Genomic DNA, 18,915 nt, shown 5'->3' on the forward strand with positions numbered 1-18,915 from the left:
GTCCCCGGCCGCGCGGCGCCCGCCGCGCGTCCGTCGCCCGTTCCGGGGGCCGCCGGTCAGCCCCGGGGGCGCTCCCCCCGGCCGGACCGCTCGGCGGCCTCGGCGATGCGGCGGGCCCGCGTCTCGGGCCGCTTCGCCTGGACGATCCACTCGAGGGTCGCCCGTTTCGCCGAGCGCGGGAACGCGTCCCAGTGGGCGCGGGCCACGGGGTCGGCGTCGAGCGCGGCCCGCAGCTCCTCGGGCTCGATGAGGTCCTCGACGTCGTCGAGCAGCGTCCACGACCCGTCGGCGACGGCGGCGTCGATCCTCGCCTGGCCCGCCGGCTGCATCAGCCCCGCCGCGCGGAGGCGGGCGACGCGCTCCTTGTTCGGCCGCGACCACCCGCTGCCGGCCTTCCGGGGCGTGTAGAGCAACGACGACCGGTCGTCGTCGATGCCGCGGGCGAGGCTGTCGATCCACCCGACGCAGAGGGCCTCCTCGACCCCGTCGTCGTAGGGCAGCCGCGGACGCCCGCTCGACGCCTTCCACGTCACGAGCCAGACGCCGGTGGCGGTCGCGTGGTTCGCCGCGAGCCAGGCGCGCCACTCCTCGCGCGTCTCGGCGTGGAACCGCTCCAGGTCGTCGAGGGCGCCCATCAGGTGAACTCCGCCCAGCTCACGTCGACGCCCGCAAGGGCCAGCGCGGCGGCGACCAGGGGGATCAGCACCGGCTGGTGGACGAGGTAGATCGGCAGGGCGTGGCGGCCGGGCAGGCCCGCGGGAACCGCCCACCGCGGCTCCGGCAGGCGCCGCCCCCACGGGCCGCGGCGCCCCTCCGGGTAGAGGGCCGCGCCGACGGCGAGGCCGAGCAGCACCGGCGCGAGCCACGGGAACAGGGGATACCAGTCGACCCCCGCGCCACCCGGCGCGGGGACACCCAGCACCAGCAGGCCCGGCACGTCGGAGGGGGTGGCGTCGCGCAGCACGAGGCCGAGGGCGAGGGCGCCGGCGGCGAGGACGGCGTTGGCCCACCGGAGGCGCACGAGCAGCGGCCCGATCAGCATGGCCACCGCGATGCAGTGGAGGATCCCGAAGCGCACCCAGTCGTCGCCCAGGGCGACCCGGGTGACGACGCTGACCAGCAGGGCCGCCGCGGCGACCTGCCCGACGCGCCGCAGGTGGCGCCGGTACAGGGCCGTCCCCGTCAGCCCGCGGGCGCGGGCGCGGCCGTTCGAGATCGTGATGCTGACGCCCACGACGAAGAGGAAGGTGGAGCCGCATGCCACCTGCAGCGCCCGCCAGCCGCCGCTGAAGGGGTCGATGTCGACCCCGGGGCCGAGGAGGTCCACGTCGTAGGCGACGTGGTAGGCGACCATCATCACGATGGCCGCGGTGCGGAGGGCGTCGACCTCCCAGAGCCGCCCGCCGCCGGTCGCCGGGGCGGGCGCGCTCACGCGTCGTCGCCGAGGACCAGCCGCGCGAGCGGGTCGATCAGGTCCGGCCCCGCGACGATGAGCCCGCCGGGCGCCAGCTCCCGCACCCGCGCCCCGGCCTCGCGCGCGACGAGCTCGCCCGCCGCGCGGTCCCACGGGTTCAGCCCCGTCTCGTAGTAGCCGTCGAGGCGGCCGGCGGCGACCCAGCACAGGTCGAGCGCCGCGGACCCGAGGCGCCGCACGTCGCGCACCGCCGGCAGCACGCGGGTGAGGCGGCCGGCCTGCACGGCCCGCTCGGCGGAGCGGTAGCTGAACCCGGTCCCGACGAGGGCCTCGCCGAGCGGCCGGCCCGGCGTCACCGCCAGCACCCGGCCGCCCATGCGGGCGCCGCCGCCGCGGACGGCCGTGAACGTCTCGCCGCGGGAGGGGTCGTGGACGACCCCCGCGACGGCGCCCCGGTCGTCGGCCGCGGCGATGCTCACGCTCCACTGCGGGACGCCCCACAGGTAGTTGATGGTGCCGTCGAGGGGGTCCACGACCCAGGTGATCCCCGTGCTCCCCGCCCCGCCGCCGCCCTCCTCGGCGAGGATGCCGTCGCCGGGGCGCGCCGCCCGGATGGTGGCGATGACGAGCGCCTCCGCGTCGCGGTCGGCGTCGCTGACGAGGTCGGTGCCGCTCGTCTTCGACGAGATGCCGCCGACCACCTCGTCCGCGCGGGCGAGCAACAGGTCGCCCGCCGCCCGCGCCGCCGCGAGCGCGACGGAGAGCAGGTCGGCGCTCACGCCAGGTGCCCCGCGACGGCGGGCAGGACGGCGCCGGGGGCCTCGAGGTGGGGGAAGTGGCCGACGCCGTCGAGGCGCAGCAGGCGTGCGTCGGGGAGGGCCGCGGCGAGGGCCTCCGCGCCGGCGGGGCGGGTGACGCGGTCGCGCGCCCCGGAAACCAGCAGGACCGGGGCGGTGACGGCGCGCGCCCGCGGGCGCAGGTCGAGGGCGAGGGCGCTCGCCGCCCAGTCGGCCATGGCACGTACGTCGGCCCGGGCGAGCCGGTCGGTGGCCTCGTCGAGCAGCTCCGCCATCACCGGGTCCCGCGACAGGGCGTCGGGGTCGGCGACGGCGCCGAGGAACGCCTGCCGGCGGCGCACGGGGTCGCGGCGCATGTGGGCGATCGCGAGGCGCGCGAGGGGCCGCCCGACGACGGGCAGGCGCAGGACGTCGGTGACGCTGCGGGGGCGCAGGCGGCGGGGCCGCGGCAGGACCCACGGCGAGATCAGCGCCAGCCGGCCGACGCGGCCGGGCCGCGCCGCCGCCGCGAGCACCGCGACCTGGGTGCCGAGGGAGTGCGCGACCAGGCCCGCCGGGCGGAGGGCGCCGAGCAGCGGCGCCAGGGCGTCCGCGAGGGCGGCGGGCGTGGTGCGGCGCAGGCGCGGGGACGCTCCGGACCCGGGCAGGTCGACCATCACCGCCCGCATCCCGGCGTCGGCGAGGGCGCCGGGCAGCGGACCCCAGCCCTCCTTGAAGCCGTTGAGGCCGTGGATCAGGAGCACCGGCGGCCCCTGGCCGACCTCGATCGTCGCGACTGCGCCCACCCCGGGGACGATACGGCGTCGGGTGGGGTACCCTGACCCATGTGAGCACCGAGCTGGAACTCGTCGCGCCGCGCGGCTACTGCGCCGGGGTGGAGCGCGCCATCCAGACCGTCGAGCGGGTCCTGGAGGAGATCGGGGCGCCGGTGTACGTGCGCGGGGAGATCGTGCACAACACCCACGTCGTCTCCACCCTCCGCGCGAAGGGCGCGATCTTCGTGGAGCGCGCGAGCGAGGTCCCCGAGGGCGAGACGATCATCCTCTCCGCCCACGGCGTCTCCCCCGAGGTCCACCGCGTCTGCCGGGAGCGGGGCCTGCGCGTCATCGACGCCACCTGCCCCCTCGTCTCGAAGGTCCACGCCGAGGTGCGGCGCTACGCCGGCCGTGGCGCGACGGTGCTGCTGGTGGGGCACGCCGACCACGAGGAGGTCGTCGGCACCCGCGGCGAGGCGCCGGACGCGGTGATCGTGGTGGAGGACGTCGCCGGCGCCGAGACCGTCGAGGTGCCCGACCCCGAGCGCGTGGCGCTGACCACCCAGACGACGTTGTCGATCGACGACACCGCCGCCATCGTGGACGTCCTGAAGCGCCGCTTCCCCGCCCTCGCGGGCCCCAAGTCGAGCGACATCTGCTACGCCACCCAGAACCGCCAGGACGCCGTCCGCGCGGTCGTCGGGGACGGCGCCGACCTCGTGCTGGTCGTCGGGTCGCGCAACTCCTCGAACTCGAACCGGATGGTCGAGGTGGCGCGCTCCTCGGGCGCCGCGTCGTACCTGATCGACAACGTCGGCGAGCTCGACCCGACGTGGCTGGAGGGGACGCGCCGCGTCGCGCTCACCGCCGGGGCGTCGGCCCCGGAGGTGCTGGTGCAGGAGGTCGCGTCGGCCCTCGTCGCGTCGGGGTACCTGCGCGGCGGGGAGGAGCTCCCGTCCGCCGAGGGCGTCTTCTTCCGCCTCCCCGTCGAGGTCCGCACCACCTCCTAGGTCCGCGGTGGGCACCCTGGCCCCCACCCCGCACCCCGTCGCTGACGCCGAGCGCCTCCGGCTCGCCGGCCGGGCGCGGATGCTCTCGTGGGTGAGCCTCGTCTACATGTCCGCGGAGGGCGCCATCGCGGTCACCGCCGGCGTGCTGGCCGGCTCGGTGGCGCTCGTGGGCTTCGGGCTCGACTCGGCGATCGAAGGTTTCGCCTCGGCGATCATCGTCTGGCGCTTCACCGGCCACCGGGTCTTCTCGGAGGCCGCGGAACGGCGGGCGCAGAGGCTCGTCGCGATCCAGTTCCTCGTGCTGGCGCCGTACGTCGGCGTCGAGTCGCTGCGGGCGATCGTCACCCGCGAGCGCCCCGACGCGAGCGTCGTCGGGATCGCGCTGGCCGCCGCGGGTCTCGCGGTGATGCCCTACCTCGGGATCGCCAAGGCGCGACTGGCCGACCGGCTGGGCTCGGCCGCCACCCGGGGCGAGGGCCGGCAGAACCTGCTGTGCGCCTACCTGGCCGGTGCCCTGCTGCTCGGCCTCGTCGGGAACATGGCCTTCGGGGCCTGGTGGCTCGATCCCGCGGTCGGGCTCCTGATCGCGGGCGTGGCCGTCCGGGAGGGCATCGAGGCGTGGCGGGGGACGGCTGCGCCTGCGTCGCCGGGCCGGCGCCGGGTCCCGGGAGCGCCGGCCGGCGCGGCGACGACGGGTGCGACGGCCCCGGGTGAGCGGACCGCCCGCCACGCGGCGCACCGTGGCGGCGTCGTGGATCCCGCGTCGTACGACGCGGGGCCGGACGTCATCCGGTGTTGCGAACGCTCAATCGGCGTTGCAGACCGGTCGATCCCTGTTGAGGCAACCCCGTGTGCGCCTCAGAGTGCGCGGGCGACCTCGATGCCCCAGACCTCCCCCGCCACGCGGATCGCCGTCGCGGCCGCCTCCCTGCTCCTCCTGCTCGCCGCCGTCACCGGCGCCGCGGCCGCGCCGTCGATCGCCGGCACCCGCGCCGAGGTCGAGCAGCTCGGGCGCCAGGTGGCCGAGATGGACATCGCCATCGGCCAGGCCGTCGCCGCCCAGAACGCGGCGATCGACCGCCTCGAGGAGGCGCAGAGCACCCTCGCGGTGACGCGTGGCGAGCTGTCCGGCGCCCGCCGCGACCTGGAGCGCTCCCGTGGCCTGCTGCGCGACCGGATCGTGTCGCTCTACGTCGAGGGGACGCCGACCTTCGCGGAGGTGCTCCTGACCAGCGGGAGCCTCGCCGACGCGCAGGAGGCGACCGACCTCATCGACCAGATCGCCCGTGGCGACGCGAGCGCCGTCGCCGGCGTCCGCGTGCGCCGCGCCCGCCTGGAGACGCTCGAGGAGCAGCAGATCTCGGCCGAGGCCGTCCGGCGGCGCGAGCTGGAGGCGTCCGAGGACCGCCGCGCCGAGCTCGACGCGGCGCTCGCGAGCCGCCGCGCGGTGCTCGACGAGGCGCGAGCGGAGCTGCGCCGCCTCGTGAAGGAGGAGAAGGCGCGGAAGGCGCGCCTCGCCGCCCTCGAGAAGGCGCGGCGCGCGGCGTTGACGTCGATGCCGTACGCCGGGTCGACCGCGATCCCGGGGGCGCTGCCCGCCGGGGACTTCCTCTTCCCCGTCGCCGGGCCGACGACGTTCACGAACGACTGGATGTACCCGCGGCCCGGCGGGCGCTCGCACCAGGGGATCGACCTCTTCGCGGCGCGCGGCACCCCGGTCGTCGCGGTGGCCGACGGGTCCCTCTTCAACGTCGGCTACAACGGCCTCGGCGGATGGCGGCTGTGGGTGCGGGACCGCGCGGGCAACGGCTTCTACTACGCCCACCTGTCGGCGTACTCGCCGGCGGCCGTGGAGGGCGCGACCGTCACGCGCGGCACCGTCCTCGGCTACGTGGGCGACAGCGGCGACGCCCGGGGCACCCCGAACCACCTGCACTTCGAGATCCACCCGGGCGGCGGCGGCCCCGTGCCGCCCTACCCGATCGTCACCGGGTGGCCGCGCGCCGGCTGAGCGGGGCGGGCCCTACCCCTCGAGGGGGCCGAGCACCGTGGGGCCGTCGATGCGCAGGTCCGGCGTGACCGAGGCGTTGAGCTCGGCGGCGTCGAGCGCCCGGCGCGGGTCGATCTCCAGGTCGACGGGCTCCCCGTCGGGACCCGACGGCACGGCGACGCCCGCGGCGGTGAGCCACCGGGCGTAGAGGCGGTTGAGGTCGCGCCGTGCGGTGGCGGGGGAGTCGGCGCCCTCGGCGTTCTTGATCGGCGAGAACTCGTCCTCGCGGGCGGCCTCGACCGTGACGGTCCGCTCCGCCGCCGGGAGGGCGTCGAAGAGGAACGTCTCGAACTTGATCGCGTTCGGCGCGTCGGGCTCCACGGGCCGTCCGTCCGCGTCGACGTGGGGGACCTTCTTCAGGGCGTGGTGGTACGGCAGGTCGAGGCCCCCGCGGGTGAGCGTCTGCGCGAACGCGACGTCGACGCAGTGGACGGCGATGGAGCCGGCCCAGTAGACGAGCTCGCCGTCGTCGTCGCGCTGCTGCGCGAGCTCGTCGGGCAGGTCGCTGTACTCGACGACCCCGGCGCGCCCGTCGATGCGGGCGATGACGCCCATCTTCTCCTCGGGGCCGACCTTCCGGACGACGACCGACGACATGTCGGCGGCCTCCAGGAAGTGGTGGCCGAGGAACTCGGGGCGGCAGACGCGCGCGAGGGGGTTGTCGACCTGGAACGTGAACATCGTGCGGATGCCGGCGGCGGCCATCTCGTCGAGGGCGCCCGAACGGCGCAATGCCGACAGCAGGCCCCCGTGGCCGTCGGGCGACAACGCGAGCCGGTCGGGCCGCTCGAGCAGGATCCGCCCGGTGGCGCGGTCGACGGCCGGCAGGGTGCCCTGCACGACGAGCCGCACGGAGGCGGGGTCCAGGCCGAACCACCCGGCCTCCTCGAAGGCGGCGCGGGTGGCGTCGTCGTTCTGCGGCGAGGTGAGGACGTACCAGGGGAGGTCCGTCGCGTAGCGGGTCCGGAGGGCGGCGATCTTCGCGGCGTGGTGCGCGAAGAGGGTGCGGCCGCTGATCGGGGCGAACGGGAACAGCCCCTTCGGCCCGTCGAAGCCGAGGCGGGTGCCCTGCCCCCCGGCGAGGAGCACCGCGGCGACGCCGCCGGCGCGGAGCAGGTCCTCGCCGGCGGTGCGGGCGCGCGCCTCCCGCTCCCGGTCGGCGTCGTCGCGCGGCAGCGCGATCAGCGTCTCGGGGGCGGGGGGCGCGATCTCACCGAGGTCGTGCGCCCCGCCGCCCGCCCGCAGCTCCTCGACGAGGCGCGTCACGAGGGGCAGGTCGAGCGCCTCGATCTCGGCGCGCAGGTGGTCGTGCGCCGGCCCCTGCAGGCGGTCGAGCGCCTCGGCCAGGTGCCCCTGGCCGGCGTCGCGGAGGCGGTCGCCGAGGCTCATGCGCCCGGGCGGAGCGCCACCTTCGTGACGCCGTCGACGCGCCCGGCCATCATCCGGTACCCCTCGGCCGCCTCGGCGAGCGGGAGGGTGTGCGACAGCATCGGGGCGGGGTCGAGCTTCCCGGACTCCACCAGCCCGAGCAGCTCCGGGAAGTAGCGCTTGCCGGGCACGAGGCCGCCGGTCACCGAGATGTTGCGCAGGAACTGGTCGAACCAGTTGACGTTCGGCGTCTTCCCCATGAAGTGGTCCATGCCGAGGCAGGCGATGGTGCCGCCGGGGCGCACGGTGGCGTGGGCGGTGGCCATCGAGGAGGGGCCCGAGATCGAGTCGATCACGACGTGGGCGCCCTCCCCGGAGGTGTGCTCCATCACCAGCTGCGTGATCTCGTCGTCGTCGCGCGAGTCGATCACGAGGGTCGCGCCGAGCGCGGTCGCGGTCTCGAGGCGGCCGGCGTGGTGGCCGAGGCAGACGATCCGCTCGGCGCCCTTCGCCCGGGCGCCGTGGACGCCGGCCAGGCCGACGGCGCCGTCGCCGATGACGACGACGGACTGCCCGGCGGCGGTGCCGGCGGCGGTGAGGCCGTGCCACCCGGTGGACATCACGTCGACGAGCGGCAGGAGGCTGCGCTCGCGGTCCTCGCCGCGCAGCGACTCCGGCATCGGGTGCAGCGTGGTGTCGGCGAGGGGGACGCGCATGAGCTCCGACTGGGCGCCCTGCACGGAGCCGCCGTGCTGCCAGGTGCGCGGCGCCCACCCGAAGAGGGACCAGCGGACGCACGAGGACGCGAGGCCCTCGCGGCACCAGGTGCACTCGCCGCACGCGACGGAGCACGACGAGAGGACGCGGTCGCCGGGGGCGACGGCGGTCACGTCCGCGCCGACGGCCTCGACGGTGCCGATGAACTCGTGGCCGAGCCGCGAGCCGGGCGCGAAGCCGAAGGCCTCGCCGGCGTTGTAGATGTGGAGGTCCGACCCGCAGATGCCGGCCATCGTGACGCGCACGACCGCGTCGGTCGGCTCCTCGATGGAGGCGTCCGGCACGTCCTCGACACGTACGTCGTTCAGGCCCTGGAAGGTCAGTCCTCGCATCGATCCCCCGCTCGACGGTGATGTGCGCGGAGGATACCCGGGCGGCGGTGGCACTTCGTTACCATCGTCGCGATGGAGCCACCGCCGCACGCGGCGCTCGCCGAGCGCTTCCGCCAGGACCCCGCGAAGGCGGCGGTCGTCGTCCGGGTCGGGACCGAGCTGCGCGACGGGATGCACTGCCGGACGACGGCGCGCGGCCACGTGACCGAGGCCGACGAGCCGCGCTCGGTGGGCGGCACCGACACGGCGCAGAGCCCCGTCGAGCTGCTGCTGACGAGCTTCGCGACGTGCCAGGCGGTGACGTACCGCCTCTGGGCCGACGAGCTGGGGATCCCCCTCGACCGGGTCGGGGTGGAGCTGGAGGGCGACCTCGACCTGCGCGGCTTCATCGGCCTCGCCGACGACGTCCCCGCCGGCTACTCCGCGATCCGGGTCGTCGTGACGCTGGAGGGCCCGGCGGGCGCGGGCCGGTACCGCGAGCTCGCGGACGCCGTCGACCGCCACTGCCCCGTCACCGACGTGCTGGTGCGCCCCATCCCGGTCGTGCGGGAGCTCGTGCTGCCCTAGGCGCTAGCTGATCAGCTTGCGGGTCATGAGGGCGATGCCGACCCGCCAGGTGATCGCCGCGAACACCACCAGCACGCCGACGTGCAGGAGGTCGACCGCGCCCTCCCAGCCGAAGACGGCGTGCCGGACGAGCTCCACCAGGTGGTAGAGCGGGTTGAGCTGGGCGAGCGTCTGCGCCCAGTCGGGGAGCTGGTCGAGCGGGAAGAACGTCCCGGCCACCAGGAACAGCGGGGTCAGCACCGCGCTGATGACGTAGTTGAAGTTCTCGATCGACGTCATGCGGCCGGCGATGGCGATGCCGAACCCCGCCCAGCCGAGGCCGGCGAGGAACGCGATGAACGGGACGGTCAGCATCCCCCAGCTCGGGTCGAGGCCGAACACCATCGCCACGAGCATCGGGGTGCACCCGTAGACGCCGGCGCGGATCGCGATCCACAGCATCTCCGCGGTCACCAGCTCCTCGGTGTCCACCGGGGCTGCGAGGATCGCGTCGTAGGTGTGCTGGAACTGGTACTTCACGAACACGCCGAACATCGCGGGGAACGCCGACGAGAAGAGGACGGCGGTCGCGACGGTGCCGGTGCCGACGAACTCGACGTAGTCGTACCCGCCGACCGTCGAGACCAGCGAGCCGAAGCCGAACCCGAACGCCAGCAGGTAGATCGTCGGCTCAACGGTCGACGAGAACGTCGTGGAGCGCCAGTGCGACGTGAAGTTGATGACCTCGCGCACCATCACGCCGGCGAGGGCGGGGCGCTCCAGGCGGCGCAGGCGGCGGCCGCGCCCGGGGGCGGGACGGGTCGTCACGCGATCTCCTCGCCGGTCAGCAGCACGAACACGTCCTCGAGGGTCGCCGCGCGGCGGTGGCCCTCGGGCAGGGGCCGCCCGTTCGCCCGCTCCAGCGCCAGCACCGAGATCGACGTGCCGGTGCGGCGGGTCCGCAGGCCGGCGACGGCGGCCTCGTCCTCGACCTCGCGCAGGCGCGCCGGCGGCCCGTAGACCTCGATCGCCTCGGCCCCGGCGTGCTCGCGCACGAGCGCGGCGGGGGGGCCGGAGGCGACGGCGCGGCCGTGCGACATGATCGTGACGGTGTCGGCGAGGCGCTCGGCCTCCTCGATGTAGTGCGTCGACATCAGGATCGAGACGCCCTCCGAGCGGAGCGCGCCGATCAGGGCCCACAGCTCCTGGCGCACCTGCGGGTCGAGGCCGACGGTCGGCTCGTCGAGCAGGATCAGCGACGGCCGGTGCACGAGGGCGCGGGCGATCAGCAGGCGCCGGCGCATGCCGCCCGACAGGGCCTCGACCCGGTCGCCGCGCCGGTCGGCGAGGTTGGCGATGGCGAGCGCCCGGTCGATCGCGGCGCTCCGGTCCGCGCGCGGCACCCGGTAGAGGTACGAGAAGACGAGCAGGTTCTGCTCGACGGTGAGCGTGGTGTCGAGGTTGTCGAGCTGGGGCACGACGCCGCACTCGGCGCGCGCCTGCTTCGACTCCGCCGGCAGGCGGTACCCGAGCACCTCCAGCTCGCCCTCGTCGGCGATCGACTGCGCCGTCAGGAGCTTCATCGTCGTCGACTTGCCGGCGCCGTTCGGCCCGAGCAGCCCCACGCAGGAGCCCGCCGGCACCTCGAGGTCGAACCCGTCCACCGCGGTGATCCGCCCGAAGCGCTTCACCACGCCCCGCACGCTGATCGCGGGCGCCACGCTCGGCCCGTCAGTCGTCGTCGAGCACGCCCGCGCGGCCGAACGCGTCGCGGGCCCCCATCACCAGTCCGACGAAGAACGGGCCGAACTCGCCGTACCGCGCGCTGACCTCGTCGAAGCGCATCTCGTAGACGATCTCCTTGATCGTCACGGGGTCGTCGGCGAGGAGGGTGACCCCCCACTCCCAGTCGTCGATGCCGGTCGCCCCGGTGATGAGCTGCAGCACGCGTCCGGCGTACCGACGGCCGACGCGGGCGTGACCCTGCATCAGCTCGCGGCGCTCGTCGAACGGCAGCGAGTACCAGTTCGCGCCCTCGGCCCGGCGCTTCGACATGGGGTAGAACGCGATCAGGGCCCGCTCGGGCAGCCGGGGGTGGAGGCGGGCGTCGTTGTAGGCGGCCATCCGCTCCGTCCACGCCGCGAGGCGGCCCTCGACGTCGCCCTCCCCGTCGGCCTCGAGGCGCGCGCGCTCCTGCTCCTCCGTGCTGGTGTACTCGCTCAGCTCCGTCAGCGACACGAACGAGTAGACGCAGTCGAAGGGGCCGCGGAGCACCTCCTTCGTGAACCGGTCGAGCGCGTCGAGGTCGGGGCCGAGGGCCATCAGGCCGACGTCGGCGCTCGCGCCGAGGACCGACGACACGATGACCTGCTGGTCGTCGACGGCGTCGAACCGGGCGATCGCGTCCAGCACGTCGTCGCCGCCGGGCTCGTCGGGCTGCGCGTGCAGCATGAGGTGGACGACGCCCCACCCGATCGACGGACGGACCTCCCCCACCGCGGTCAGCGACCCACGAAGCGGTAGAGCGACCCGTTGGCCAGCACGTAGAGGTCGCCGTTCAGGCCCTCTCCGAACGACGTGACGTTGGAGAGGGAGACGCCGAGGCGACCGGTCTCGTCGCGCACGCCGCCCGGCCGCGGCCCGGCGCGCATGCTCCAGACGCGACCCGTGCAGAAGTCGGCGTAGACGTACCGGCCGCGGAGCCCGGCGGCGCGCGCGCCGCGGTAGACGTAGCCGCCGGTGACGGAGCAGCCGGCCGAGTGCGTGTACTGGGCGACGGGGGCGACGGGCGCGGACCCGCGGACGGGGCCCCCGCCGGGGAACCGGGAGCGGCCCTCGAAGGCGTTCCAGCCGAAGTTCGCGCCGTTCGCGCGTCCCCGCGGCCGGTAGTCGATCTCCTCGATGGCGTTCTGGCCGACGTCGCCGATCCAGATGTCGCCGCGCGTGCGGTCGAACGAGAAGCGCCACGGGTTGCGCAGGCCGTAGGCGTAGACCTCGGGCGCGCCGCCGCCGCCGGCGAACGGGTTGTCGGCGGGGATCCCGTAGGGGCGGCCGCCGGTGCGGGCGTCGACGTCGATCCGCAGGATCTTGCCGAGCAGCGAGGAGCGGTCCTGGCCGTTGCCCTCGGGGTCGCCGCCGCTGCCGCCGTCGCCGGTCGCGACGTGGAGCATCCCGTCGGGGCCGAACGCGAGGTGGCCGCCGTTGTGGTTCGCGAACGGCTGGTCGATGCGCAGCAGGATGCGGCCGCTCGACGGGCGGGCCCGGGTGGCCGTCGCGCGGCGGTACTCCGCGACGCGGGTGTCACCGGACGGTTCCGTGTAGTTCACGTAGAATCGCCCGTTGCGGGCGTAGTCGGGGTGGAACGCCAGGCCGAGCAGGCCGCGCTCCCCGCCGGAGCTGATCCGTCCCGAGATGTCGAGGAAGGACCCCGGCAGCAGGCGCCCGCGCTCGAGGATGCGGATGCGGCCGCTCTGCTGGACGACGAACAGGCGGTCCGCCTGGCCGGGCGCCCCCGTCACGTAGAGGGCGTCGCCGAGGCCCGCGCGGACGCGGGCGAGGCGGTAGGCGCCGGTCTGCTGCTCCCCGGCCGCGGCCGGGGTGTCGCCCGCGGTGGGGGCGGGCGCGTCGGCGGCGTCGCCGTCACCCCCGCACGCGGCGAACGCCATCACGCCCACGGCGACGAGGGCGGCGATCGGCAGGCGGCGGGTCACGTCCCGCACGCTAGCGCACGTCCGCACGCACGGGCGCGGATCCGGGGCGTCACCGCCCGGGGCGGCGACCCGGGGGGGGGTGCTAGGCGGCGGTGACCGGGTCGATCGCGGGCTGCACGGCACGGCTCACTGTGACGGGCAGCAACCGCACGAACGCGTTCAGCTCCGCGGCGGGCGCGCCCTCCGCGAGACCCGTGACGAGGCGCTGGAGGACGGCCTCCTCACGTGGGCCGAGCTCGCCGGCCACGGGGACCAGTGCGTCGGTGAGACGCTGGGCCACATCGGTGTCGAGGACCTTGAAGGCCTCGGTGAGCTGCGCGGGGATCTCGTCGGCCATGCGGCGCATTATCGCACAGGTGGCGGACACCGTGCCGTTGCATCTCGCGGAGGCCCGGGAGGGAACCGCCCGCCGGCCGCCAAGTGCCCCACCGGACACCCGAGGAGGCAGCGGTGCAGTGGTGGATGGCGGGTCTGGTGCTCTCGGCACTCGTCGGGCTCGCGGCACGTGACATCGGCAGGCCCGGGGCGGCGTCGCCCGCGGCGCTGCTCCTGCTGCGCGCGGTCGGCGGGATGGGCCTCGTCGCGATGGCCGCGCTGAGCCTCCGCGCCGGGTCGTCGGAGGGGGCCGCGGTCGCCGCCGTGGCGGCGTTCCCCCTGCTGATCGGACTGACGGGCGGCATCCTGCGGGCCCGCCCGGAGCGCCGTCCGGCTCCCGTGACCCTCCCGCGTCCCGCGGCCGCGCGGACCGGGTCCGAGGCGCCGGCCGAGGAGCGCCGGGCCGCCTGACGCGGGGTCAGGCGCCGGGGACCGTGCGGCGGTCCGCGCCGCCGCGGGGACGGAGCACCCAGCGCGCGATGCGCTCCGTCACGGGCTGGTGGCGCTGCGACGGCATCGACCAGCGGATCTCCCCGGTGCGGGCGAGTGCGACGTGGACGAGGGCGATGGCCTCGGCCAGGTCGACGGGGACCGGGGCGAGGCCGATCTGCTCCATCGGCGCGAAGAGCTCGCGGCGCAGCCGGGGCTCGATCAGGTCGGGCAGGAAGAACGCGTCCTTGACGGCGCCCCCGAGGTCGTCGAGGTCGATCAGCACAACGAGCGGCGAGACCCGGCCGTCCTCCTTGGCGACGGTGATCACCACCTGCTGCTGATCGGGGGCGTCGATCGGCGACGTCGCCCACGCCGCCGAGGGCCCCGCCTCGAGCAGCCCCGCCACGGCGGGGCGCGGCGTCCGGCCCGGCCGGCCCGCGGCCTCCCGGGCGGCCGCCGCGGCGGCCGGGGGCAGCACCGCCGACAGCGCCAGGCAGGTGTCGCGGCCGTCGTCGCCCGCGGCGGCGAGCGCCGACAGCACCGACGGGAGGTCGCCGTCGGGGATCGTGGCGGCCAGGTCCTCCGCCAGCGCCTCGACGAGGTACGAGCGGCCGGGGGCGACGACGGCGCGCGCGAGGCGGGCGGCGGCGTCGGCGTCGAGGCCGGCGCGGGCCCCGTCGAGCGCGGGCCGCACCCGCAGGAACGCGGCCTGGGCGTCGAGGTCCCCCGCGATGTCGCCGAGGCACGCCGCCACGTCGGAGCCCGGCACGGCGTGGGCGAGCCCGGACTCGGCCCACCGGCGCGCGCTGACCTCGTCGCCGGAGCGGTACGCGATCAGGGCGGCCTCGTACCAGTTCTCGGGGTCCGCGTCGGCGAGCGCGGGGCGCAGGACGTCGAGCGCCTCGTGGGCGCGCCCGGCGCGGGCGAGCACACGGGCCAGGTGGCGCCGGGCGGCCGGCGCGCGCTCCGGCAGGTGCCGGGTGAGCACGGCGACGAGCCGGGCCTGGGCGGCGGCGGCCGCCGCCGTCTGCTCCGCGGCGAGGAGGTCGGCCACGTCCGCCTCCAGCGCGTCGACCTCCTCCTCGGTGAGGCTCGCCCAGCGCGTGCCCGCGGGCCCGACCCACCCCAGGTGCACCTCGTAGCCCGCGTCCGCAAGGGCACGCGAGAGCGGCCGGCCCGCCGTGCGCAGGGCCCCGGGGTCGGACGCGGCGACCGCGGCGACCGCGCTCGCGAGGTGCGTGATCGGCGGGGCGGTGGGGCGGCCGGGCCCGGGCAGGCGCGCCGCGACGGCGGCGGCGAGGGCCGCCTCGTCGCCGGGCCGCGCCGCCGGGGCGGGCACGCGCGACACGGCGACCTCCCGCGCGAGGGGGTCCTCGATGCGGACGAGGATCGTGTCGCCCTCGCGGGCGCCGGCGGGCAGGCGCAGCACCGGCTCGACGCCGAGCAGGGCCAGGGGCCCGAGGTCGGGCTCGACGTCCACCGCGCCGGCGGCGACGGCGGCGGCGTCCACCTCCACCGCGAGCTCCACGCCCGTCAGCGCCTGCGCCACGCTCGCGAGCCGGCCGTCGGCCAGCCAGAGCACCCGGGGGTCGTCGCGCACGGCGCGCCGCACCGCCGCGGCGGGGTCCCGGGCGCGGGTCGCGCCACGCCGCGCCAGGGTGTCCCCCAAGCGGTCGGCGCCGAGGGGTCCTCCGGCGAGGAGCGACACCACGGAGTCGGCGATTCGACCCATGCGCCCAGGATAGCGACGGTCCCGGTCGCGCCCCGGGACCCCCGCTGGCATCATGCCCCACGTGCCGCGCCCGCCCCGCACGCGCCGAGGCGCCACGTGATCGCCATGCTGGCCGCCGCCGCCGCCGCGATGGCCTCGATCGGCGGCACCTTCCAGCAGATCGCCGAGGACGCCGCCGCCTACGGGTACTGGGCGGTGCTCCTCGTGGTCGCGGGCGACGGCGTCTTCCCGGCCCTGCCGGGCGAGACGGCGATCGTCGCGGCGGCGGTCCTCGCCGCCGACGGCAGCCTCAGCCTCCCCCTCGTCATCCTCGCCGGCACGGCGGGCGCGATCCTCGGCGACTCCGCCGCCTACTGGATCGGTCGCGCCGGCGGCGGCAGGATCAAGCGCTTCGTGACCCGCATCGCCGGGGCCGACCGCCTCGAGGCCGCCGAGCGCATGGTCGCCCGGCAGGGCCCGGCGCTCGTGTTCGTCGGGCGCTTCCTCCCCGGGATCCGGATCGCGATCAACCTCTCCTGCGGCGCCGGGCAGATGGACTACCGGCGCTTCCTCCTGTTCGACACGCTCGGCGCGTTCTTCTGGGCCAGCCAGGCTGCCCTGCTCGGGTACTTCGCCGGGAAGGCCTTCGCCGACCAGCTCTGGGTCGCGTTCGTGGTCGCCTTCGCGGTCACCGGGGTGGTCGCCCTGTTCGTCACCGTCAAGGAGCGCAAGCGCGTCAAGCGGGAGCGTGCCGAGGCCGAGGCGGAGCGCGCGGCGGCCGGGCGGGCGGCGACACCGGAGGCCTGACCGGCGGGGTCACCGCCGACCGGCGTTGTGAGTTTTCTGTTGAGTCGACCCCACGGAACCGGAGCTTCTCTCAGGTTTCGGGGCACTCCGGCCGATAGTCGAGGTTGCGGCTCCTGAGACAGCCGCCCACAATCGTGTCCATGCCAGGGATGGTTGACATTGGTGGATTCGTCTCACATCACATCCGGCGGCCGGGGACCCCGGCGTACGGTGGGACCGCCTGAGATGGTCGTCGGGCACCAGGCCGGCGGGGGGGTGCGCAGCCCCGGCGGCCGCGCGGTGCCCCGCATCGGCGCCCCCCGCCTCCTCTCGGTCTCGGCCGCGGCGCGCCTGCTCGGCGTCAGCTCGTCCTCGCTCCGCGCCTGGGCCGCGGCGGGCCGCGTCCCCTGCGTGCGCACCCCCGGCGGGCACCGCCGCTTCGAGCTCGACGAGCTCGTGCGGTGGCTCGCGGACCGCGGCGGCGCGCCACCCGCCCCCCAGACGCGGATGCAGGAGCTCGTGCCGACCCGCATCGAGGCGATGCCGGAGACGGCCGGCGTGCTCGCGGCGGCCGGCGACGACGTCCTCAGCGCCTTCGAGGAGGAGCTCGCCCGGACCCGCGCCGGGGCGACCCGTCCGTCCGCGACCCGCCAGGCCCGGGTGCTCGGGGCGCTCGAGTCCCTCGCCGACGCGCTCGGCGCCGGCGACCTCTCCGGGTGCTACCGCGACGCCGAGTGGGAGGGGTTCCGCCACGGGGCCTCCGGCCAGGCCGGCGACGCGCCGGTCACCGAGGCGCTCGCCCTGCGACGGGCCGTCGACCGCGTCCTCGGGCCCCGGCTCTCGGAGCGACCCGGCGAGCAACGCGCCGTCGAGCGCTCCCTCGACCGCATGGCGGTGAGGGTCGCGGCCGGCTACGCCGACGGGGTCCGCTGCCGGCTGCGCTCGAGTCTCGAGTGACGTGGCGCACGGGGCGCTCGTGACGGGGTCACCCGGGCGCCAGCGGCGGTCGGAGGGTCCGTGGCTGTCGGTCTCCGCGGCCGCCCGCGCCCTCGGCGTCAGCCCGAGCACGCTGCGCCTCTGGGCCAGCGAGGGGCGCGTGCCCCACGTCCGCACCGCCGGCGGCCACCGCCGCTTCGACCCCGAGGCGCTGCGCCAGTGGCTCGCCCGCCAGCCCGCCCGGCCGACGCGCCCGCCCCGTCCGGCCCCCTCCCAGATCCCCGCCTCGGCGACGCTCGCCGACGTGCTGCGCGCCCGGGCCGACCTCGTCTCCGAGGCCGTCGAGGCCCTCGTCGAGGGCCCCGCGGAGGCCGCCTACCGGCGCCTGCCGCCCACCGAGCGCCGCGGCGTCGTGCGCGCCTGGGTCGACGCCCTCGCGGACGGCTTCGCGACCGGGAGCCTCAACGAGGCGCTGGAGCGGGCCGAGACGTACGGCCGCGGCCACGGCCTCGCCGGGTCGTCGGCGGAGGTCACCCTCGGCGGGAGCCTCGCCCTGGAGCGCGCGATGGACCGTGCCCTCGCCGCGCCGCCGTCGCCGCTCTCCGAGGAGGAGCGCCGCGAGGTCGTCGCCGCGATGAGCCAGCTCACCGTGCGCGTCGCGACGGCCTGGGCGGCCGCCGTCGCCGGCCGGGGCGCCCGCCCCGGCTGACCGTCAGGCCGCGGGGACGGGGATCCGGACCCGCTCGATCGTGCGCCCGCGGGGCGTCACCGCGCGGACGCCGATCGCCGTGCGGGTGGCGGTCACGACCAGGAAGTGGTGCTCCAGGGCGCACCGCCGCAGGCCGTCGGTGAACAGCCGGACGCAGGGGTAGACCTGCGCGCCGCCCCCGCCGGTCGTGACGTACGTGGTCCCGTCGGCCTCGATGCGCTCGTACATGTGGTTGTGGCCCTGCAGGACGAGCGCGACGCGCCCGCGGCGCAGCAGGGGGCCCCAGAGCCGGCGGGCGGTGTCGGCGGGCGGGTGGACCCCCGCGGTGCGCAACGGCTGGTGCACCGACACGATGCGCGCACCCGCCCACCGCGCGGACATCTCCCGGCGCAGGAACGCGAGCTGCCCCGGGTCGTCGGGGGCGTTGCCGTCGAGGACGACCACCCGCGCCGGCCCCGAGGTGAACGCGTAGTAGCGGCGGGGCGAGCGGAGCTGGACGGCGGTCCCGGTGCCCCCGAGGTCGTGGTTCCCCCACGTCGCCCGCCAGGGGACGCCGAGCCGGATCAGGCACCGCTCCGGTCGCGTCCACGTCGCGTCGGTGGCGGCCCCGGCGGGGTAGAAGTTGTCGCCCGTCGTGAGGACGAAGGCGAACGGCGCGCGGCGGGCCTCCCCGCACATGCGGCGGGTGACGGCCGCCTGGGCGGCCGACCCGTCCCCCCAGTCGCCCTTCACCACGAAGCGGACCGCGTCCGCGGGTGGCGCAGGGACGCCGCCCGCGGGCGCCGCTGCGGCGATGCCCGCCGCGGCGAGCAGGCCGGCCAGCGCGGCGCTCACGCGCCCCCGGAGGAGCTCCCCGCGGCGTCGATGTCGCGCCGCAGGCGGTCCGCCCGCTCGCGCAACCGCGCCCGCGCCGCGTCGAGGGCCTCCTGCGGGTCGTCGGCGGCGTCCAGGGCCGGCGCGACGTCGTCCTCCGCCCGGGTGACCGCGTCGACCGCGTCGGCGTCGGCCGCCTGACCCGCCGGGGACGGCGCCGGCAGCATCCTCGCCGGCTCCGGCGCGGGCCGGCGGCGGCGCGCCACGGCCAGCCCGGCCCCCGCTCCCACGGCCCCCAGGGCGGACGCCACCCACATGCTCCACCTGCGCATCGCCATCACCTCGGTCGCGGGACTCCGGGGCGGCATGTTACCGCTGCTATAGTCTCGGACCT

The 18,915-nt window shown here is 76.6% G+C and carries 21 protein-coding genes; 7 read left to right on the forward strand and 14 right to left on the reverse strand.

Going from position 1 to position 18,915, the window contains the following annotated elements; translation table 11 throughout:
* Positions 1-56: 56 nt before the first annotated feature.
* The 4 genes from IU369_RS17560 to IU369_RS17575 are packed head-to-tail and all read right to left on the reverse strand — an operon-like array spanning position 57 to position 2,996.
* The gene (locus IU369_RS17560; protein ID WP_217922277.1) at positions 57-635 is read right to left on the reverse strand and encodes a YdeI/OmpD-associated family protein; all 579 of its coding nucleotides are present in this window, start codon (positions 633-635) and stop codon (positions 57-59) included.
* On the reverse strand, positions 635-1,432 hold the full coding sequence (locus IU369_RS17565; protein ID WP_217922278.1) for a heparan-alpha-glucosaminide N-acetyltransferase: 798 nt from the start codon (positions 1,430-1,432) through the stop codon (positions 635-637). The genes IU369_RS17560 and IU369_RS17565 overlap by 1 nt, the downstream gene beginning before the upstream one ends.
* The gene (locus IU369_RS17570; RefSeq protein WP_217922279.1) at positions 1,429-2,193 is read right to left on the reverse strand and encodes an inositol monophosphatase family protein; all 765 of its coding nucleotides are present in this window, start codon (positions 2,191-2,193) and stop codon (positions 1,429-1,431) included. The genes IU369_RS17565 and IU369_RS17570 overlap by 4 nt, the downstream gene beginning before the upstream one ends.
* Positions 2,190-2,996, reverse strand: a complete 807-nt coding sequence (locus IU369_RS17575; protein ID WP_217922280.1) for an alpha/beta fold hydrolase — start codon at positions 2,994-2,996, stop codon at positions 2,190-2,192. The genes IU369_RS17570 and IU369_RS17575 overlap by 4 nt, the downstream gene beginning before the upstream one ends.
* 41 nt (positions 2,997-3,037) lie before the next feature.
* On the opposite strand from IU369_RS17575, the gene ispH reads away from it, so the two are divergent.
* Both ispH and IU369_RS17585 read left to right on the forward strand, forming a co-directional pair.
* Complete coding sequence (gene ispH, locus IU369_RS17580; protein ID WP_217922281.1) at positions 3,038-3,976, forward strand: 4-hydroxy-3-methylbut-2-enyl diphosphate reductase; 939 nt, start codon at positions 3,038-3,040, stop codon at positions 3,974-3,976.
* 7 nt (positions 3,977-3,983) lie between these two features.
* The gene (locus tag IU369_RS17585) at positions 3,984-5,987 is read left to right on the forward strand and encodes a peptidoglycan DD-metalloendopeptidase family protein (RefSeq protein WP_217922282.1); all 2,004 of its coding nucleotides are present in this window, start codon (positions 3,984-3,986) and stop codon (positions 5,985-5,987) included.
* Positions 5,988-5,999: 12 nt separating this feature from the next.
* On the opposite strand, the gene IU369_RS17590 is transcribed toward IU369_RS17585, so the two are convergent.
* Together IU369_RS17590 and IU369_RS17595 are read right to left on the reverse strand one after the other, a co-directional pair.
* Entirely contained in the window at positions 6,000-7,415 is a 1,416-nt protein-coding gene (locus IU369_RS17590) for a UTP--glucose-1-phosphate uridylyltransferase (protein ID WP_217922283.1), read from the reverse strand.
* Positions 7,412-8,503: a zinc-dependent alcohol dehydrogenase gene (locus tag IU369_RS17595; RefSeq protein WP_217922284.1), complete on the reverse strand. Its 1,092-nt coding sequence runs from the start codon at positions 8,501-8,503 to the stop codon at positions 7,412-7,414. Before IU369_RS17595 ends, IU369_RS17590 begins: the two co-directional genes overlap by 4 nt.
* Before the next feature lie 72 nt (positions 8,504-8,575).
* Between IU369_RS17595 and IU369_RS17600 the strand changes: the two genes are divergently transcribed.
* Positions 8,576-9,070, forward strand: coding sequence for an OsmC family protein (locus IU369_RS17600; protein ID WP_217922285.1), 495 nt, complete (start codon positions 8,576-8,578; stop codon positions 9,068-9,070).
* Between the two features lie 3 nt (positions 9,071-9,073).
* Here IU369_RS17600 and IU369_RS17605 read toward each other — a convergent pair whose 3' ends face one another.
* The 5 genes from IU369_RS17605 to IU369_RS17625 form a co-directional block, all read right to left on the reverse strand.
* Positions 9,074-9,877 carry an ABC transporter permease gene (locus tag IU369_RS17605; protein ID WP_217922286.1) on the reverse strand — a complete coding sequence of 268 codons (804 nt, stop codon included), beginning with the start codon at positions 9,875-9,877 and terminating at the stop codon, positions 9,074-9,076.
* Positions 9,874-10,770, reverse strand: a complete 897-nt coding sequence (locus IU369_RS17610; RefSeq protein WP_217922287.1) for an ABC transporter ATP-binding protein — start codon at positions 10,768-10,770, stop codon at positions 9,874-9,876. The genes IU369_RS17605 and IU369_RS17610 overlap by 4 nt, the downstream gene beginning before the upstream one ends.
* A 10-nt stretch (positions 10,771-10,780) precedes the next feature.
* Positions 10,781-11,545 carry a chlorite dismutase family protein gene (locus tag IU369_RS17615; RefSeq protein WP_217922288.1) on the reverse strand — a complete coding sequence of 255 codons (765 nt, stop codon included), beginning with the start codon at positions 11,543-11,545 and terminating at the stop codon, positions 10,781-10,783.
* 5 nt (positions 11,546-11,550) lie between these two features.
* Complete coding sequence (locus IU369_RS17620) at positions 11,551-12,759, reverse strand: PQQ-dependent sugar dehydrogenase (protein WP_217922289.1); 1,209 nt, start codon at positions 12,757-12,759, stop codon at positions 11,551-11,553.
* 82 nt (positions 12,760-12,841) lie between these two features.
* The gene (locus IU369_RS17625; RefSeq protein WP_217922290.1) at positions 12,842-13,096 is read right to left on the reverse strand and encodes a hypothetical protein; all 255 of its coding nucleotides are present in this window, start codon (positions 13,094-13,096) and stop codon (positions 12,842-12,844) included.
* A gap of 113 nt (positions 13,097-13,209) precedes the next feature.
* On the opposite strand from IU369_RS17625, the gene IU369_RS17630 reads away from it, so the two are divergent.
* Positions 13,210-13,545: a hypothetical protein gene (locus IU369_RS17630; protein WP_217922291.1), complete on the forward strand. Its 336-nt coding sequence runs from the start codon at positions 13,210-13,212 to the stop codon at positions 13,543-13,545.
* Positions 13,546-13,552: 7 nt separating this feature from the next.
* Here the strand turns inward: IU369_RS17630 and IU369_RS17635 are convergent, their stop codons facing one another.
* On the reverse strand, positions 13,553-15,298 hold the full coding sequence (locus IU369_RS17635) for a hypothetical protein (protein ID WP_217922292.1): 1,746 nt from the start codon (positions 15,296-15,298) through the stop codon (positions 13,553-13,555).
* Between the two features lie 105 nt (positions 15,299-15,403).
* Between IU369_RS17635 and IU369_RS17640 the strand changes: the two genes are divergently transcribed.
* From IU369_RS17640 to IU369_RS17650, 3 genes are all read left to right on the forward strand, one after another.
* Entirely contained in the window at positions 15,404-16,084 is a 681-nt protein-coding gene (locus IU369_RS17640; protein WP_246551555.1) for a DedA family protein, read from the forward strand.
* Between the two features lie 210 nt (positions 16,085-16,294).
* Entirely contained in the window at positions 16,295-17,020 is a 726-nt protein-coding gene (locus IU369_RS17645) for a MerR family transcriptional regulator (RefSeq protein ID WP_217922294.1), read from the forward strand.
* 1 nt (position 17,021) lies between these two features.
* Complete coding sequence (locus tag IU369_RS17650; RefSeq protein WP_217922295.1) at positions 17,022-17,708, forward strand: MerR family transcriptional regulator; 687 nt, start codon at positions 17,022-17,024, stop codon at positions 17,706-17,708.
* 3 nt (positions 17,709-17,711) lie between these two features.
* Here the strand turns inward: IU369_RS17650 and IU369_RS17655 are convergent, their stop codons facing one another.
* Positions 17,712-18,542, reverse strand: a complete 831-nt coding sequence (locus tag IU369_RS17655) for a metallophosphoesterase family protein (protein WP_217922296.1) — start codon at positions 18,540-18,542, stop codon at positions 17,712-17,714.
* Complete coding sequence (locus IU369_RS17660; protein ID WP_217922297.1) at positions 18,539-18,889, reverse strand: hypothetical protein; 351 nt, start codon at positions 18,887-18,889, stop codon at positions 18,539-18,541. Before IU369_RS17660 ends, IU369_RS17655 begins: the two co-directional genes overlap by 4 nt.
* Between the last annotated feature and the right edge of the window lie 26 nt (positions 18,890-18,915).

The organism is Miltoncostaea oceani (assembly GCF_018141545.1).
Taxonomy (GTDB): domain Bacteria; phylum Actinomycetota; class Thermoleophilia; order Miltoncostaeales; family Miltoncostaeaceae; genus Miltoncostaea; species Miltoncostaea oceani.